The sequence below is a fragment of the Puerhibacterium puerhi genome (assembly GCF_009846865.1).
In the GTDB taxonomy this organism is placed as follows: Bacteria; Actinomycetota; Actinomycetes; order Actinomycetales; family Cellulomonadaceae; genus Puerhibacterium; species Puerhibacterium puerhi.
In genome coordinates this window covers 1-3,029 of sequence record NZ_WUWN01000087.1, presented here as the reverse complement: position 1 = coordinate 3,029, position 3,029 = coordinate 1, and the positions used below count along the sequence as shown (strand labels likewise).

At 77.6% G+C, this 3,029-nt stretch carries 4 protein-coding genes and 1 pseudogene; all 5 read left to right on the top strand.

Features of this window, described 5'->3' with window-relative positions; translation table 11 throughout:
* A partial coding sequence (locus GSF02_RS18380) for an FtsB family cell division protein (RefSeq protein ID WP_328799046.1) occupies positions 1–620 on the top strand: 620 nt, incomplete at its 5' end.
* A 64-nt stretch (positions 621–684) separates the two neighbouring features.
* Positions 685–1,194, top strand: a complete 510-nt coding sequence (locus GSF02_RS18375) for a DUF501 domain-containing protein (protein ID WP_159798809.1) — start codon at positions 685–687, stop codon at positions 1,192–1,194.
* A gap of 64 nt (positions 1,195–1,258) precedes the next feature.
* Positions 1,259–2,251: a Ppx/GppA phosphatase family protein gene (locus GSF02_RS18370; RefSeq protein WP_235915696.1), complete on the top strand. Its 993-nt coding sequence runs from the start codon at positions 1,259–1,261 to the stop codon at positions 2,249–2,251.
* Between the two features lie 169 nt (positions 2,252–2,420).
* Entirely contained in the window at positions 2,421–2,753 is a 333-nt protein-coding gene (locus GSF02_RS18365; protein WP_159798808.1) for a PadR family transcriptional regulator, read from the top strand.
* A pseudogene (locus GSF02_RS18360) lies at positions 2,753–3,029 on the top strand (hypothetical protein); the annotation flags it as partial. The gene GSF02_RS18365 and the pseudogene GSF02_RS18360, both read left to right, overlap by 1 nt.

Below are 3,029 nucleotides of genomic sequence, written 5' to 3'. Positions count from 1 at the left end.
CCGGGGCCCGCGCGGCGGGCGGCCGCGCCGGTGCGGGGCGCCCGCGGACGACGGTGAACGGCTCGGTGCCGGCGGCTGCCGCGCCGGCCGCGCGCGCCGCCTCGGGGCGTGCGCACCGGTCGATGCCCGAGGTGCTGACGGTGCGGCTCATCGTGCTCGCCGTCGTCGTGATGATCGCCGCGGTGCTGCTCGTGCCGACGGTGCGCGCCTGGGTGGCGCAGACGTCGGAGACCAGCGAGCTGCGCGCCGAGCTCGCCGCCCACGAGGCGGAGCGCGACGCGCTGGACCGCGAGCTGGCCCGCTGGGACGACGAGTCCTACGTCGTCGGGCAGGCGCGCGACCGGCTGAGCTTCGTGATGCCCGGCGACCACGTGTGGCGCGTCCTCGACGCCGACAGCGTGGTCGAGGACGTCGACCCCACCACCGGCAAGCCGGTGTCCGACGGCGTCGTCGGCACCGACGGCGGGTCGGACACGCCCTGGTACACCGCGCTGTGGGAGTCGGTGCAGGTGGCCGACGGACCGACGCCGGCGGCATCCCCGCGGCCCTCGTCCGCGCCGTCGACGGCACCGTCGGCTGGAGCCTCGCCCGCGCCGAGCCCGTCGCCGTCGGGCGGCTGACCGCTCGCGGGCCGCCGTCCGCCACGCGTCCGCCGGCCCGTGACGGCTACGGGACAATGGGGACGTGAGCCACCCTGTCCCCGCCGACCCGACCGACGTCACGCCCGCCGACCTCGAGGTCCTCGCCGAGCAGCTCGGGCGCGAGCCGCGCGGCGTCGTGGGCGTCGCCGCCCGCTGCGTGTGCGGCCGCCCGCTCGTGGCGCGCACCGTGCCGCGGCTGCCCGACGGCACGCCGTTCCCCACCACGTACTACCTCACGCACCCGGGCGCCGTCGCCGCGGCCTCGACGCTGGAGGCGAACGGCGTGATGAAGGAGATGACGGCGCGCCTCGAGCAGGACCCCGAGCTCGCCGCCGCGTACGCCCGCGCCCACGCGTCCTACCTCGCCGACCGCGAGGAGCTGGGCCACGTCGAGGAGATCGACGGCATCTCGGCCGGGGGCATGCCCACGCGCGTCAAGTGCCTGCACGTGCTGATGGCGCACGCGCTGGCCCGCCCGGGCGTCAACCCGCTGGGCGAGGAGGCGCTGGAGCTCGCCGCGCCGATGTGGCGGCGGGACCGCTGCACGTGCTGACCGCCGGTCCGGACACCTGCCCGACCGGCTGCCGGCGTCGGCGGCGGGTGAGAGGGTGGTCCGCGTGACCGAGCCCGCGACCCTGCAGCACCCCGCCGCCCCCGCCCCGGAGCCCCGCCGCGTCGCCGCCGTCGACTGCGGCACCAACTCCATCCGCCTCCTGGTGGCCGACGTCGCCGACGACGGCACGCTGCGCGAGGTCGACCGCCGCACCACAATCGTGCGGCTCGGCCAGGGCGTGGACCGCACCGGCGAGCTGCACCCGGACGCGCTGGAGCGCACGTTCGCCGCGACCCGCGAGTACGCCCAGGCGGTGCGCGCCGCGGGGGCGCAGGAGGTCCGGTTCGTCGCCACCTCGGCCACGCGCGACGCGCGCAACCGTCAGGCGTTCGTCGACGGGATCGTCGCGGAGCTCGGCGTCGCCCCGGAGGTCGTCTCCGGCGACGAGGAGGCCGCGCTGTCCTTCCGCGGCGCCACCGGCGCCGTCTCCGCGTCGCACCCCGGCCCGTTCCTCGTCGTCGACCTCGGCGGCGGGTCCACCGAGCTGGTGCTCGGCACCGAAGCGCCGGAGGCCGCGCTGTCGATGGACGTCGGCTCCGTGCGCCTCACGGAGCGCCACCTGCGCAGCGACCCGCCCGCCGAGGCGGAGGTCGCCGCGGCGCGGGCGGACGTCCGCGCCGCGCTCGACGCCGCGGCCGCCGTGGTGCCGCTGGGCCGCACGACGACGCTGGTGGGCCTCGCCGGCTCGGTGACGTCGGTGACCGCCTTCGCCCTCGACCTGCCCAGCTACCAGCGCGAGCGCGTCGACGGCGCGCAGCTGTCCGTCGAGCAGGTCCTCGACGCGTGCGACCGGCTGCTGCGCATGACGCGCGAGGAGCGGCTGGCGCTCGGGTTCATGCACCCCGGCCGGGCCGACGTCATCGGCGCCGGCGCGCTGATCTGGGGCGAGGTGGTCGCCCGCGTGCGCGACGAGGTCGCCGCCGCCGGCGGCGAGCTCACCGCCGTCGTGACCAGCGAGCACGACATCCTCGACGGGATCGCCCTCTCCGTCGCCTGACGGCGCCCCGGGCCGGCCCCACCCCACCCCGCCCCGCCCGCTCCCGCGCCCGTCCCGCGCCCGGCCCGCGCAGGCTCCCCGACACGCCGTCGGCGTGTCGCGGGGCGCGCGGGCCCGCTAGTGCGCATCGCGTAGTACCGTCCGGCGCAGAGGTCACGGGAGGACGCGCATGGACACCACCCAGCTGCTCAAGGGAGTGCTCGACGCCGCCGTGCTGGCCGTCGTCGAGGCGGAGGACGGCTACGGCTACGACGTCGTGCGCCGCCTGCGCGCGCAGGGGCTGCACGACGTCGGCGACGCGTCGGTGTACGGCACGCTGCGCCGGCTGTACGCGGCCGGCGCGCTGACCAGCTACGTCCAGCCCTCGGTCGAGGGCCCGCACCGCAAGTACTACGGCATCACCCCGCACGGCAGGGCGATGCTCGCGACCCAGCGCAAGGAGTGGCAGGAGTTCGCCCGGACGCTCGGCGGCCTGCTCGGCTCGAGGAACGAGGCTGCGTGATGACCACCGGAAACCTGCTCGACGCCCACCTCCGCGGCTACGCCGAGGCCGTGCGGCTGCACCTGGCGGACCTGGGGCCGGAGGTCGTCGAGGACCTCACCGACGGCCTCGAGGCCGACCTGGCCGAGGCGCTGACCGACCGCATGCCGGCGCTGCCCGGGGCGCAGGGGAGCGACGACGACGTCGTCCTCGACCTGGCGCGCGCCTTCGGGGCCGCCGACCGGTACGCCGCCGAGCTGCGGCCGGCCTGCCGCCCGCGGCGCCGGCCGCGGGCGG

What these genes read in the sequence shown, in the direction of transcription:
- GSF02_RS18365 (WP_159798808.1), top strand. Translation starts at nt 2,421, where the DNA reads ATGGACACCACCCAGCTGCTCAAGGGAGTGCTCGACGCCGCCGTGCTG.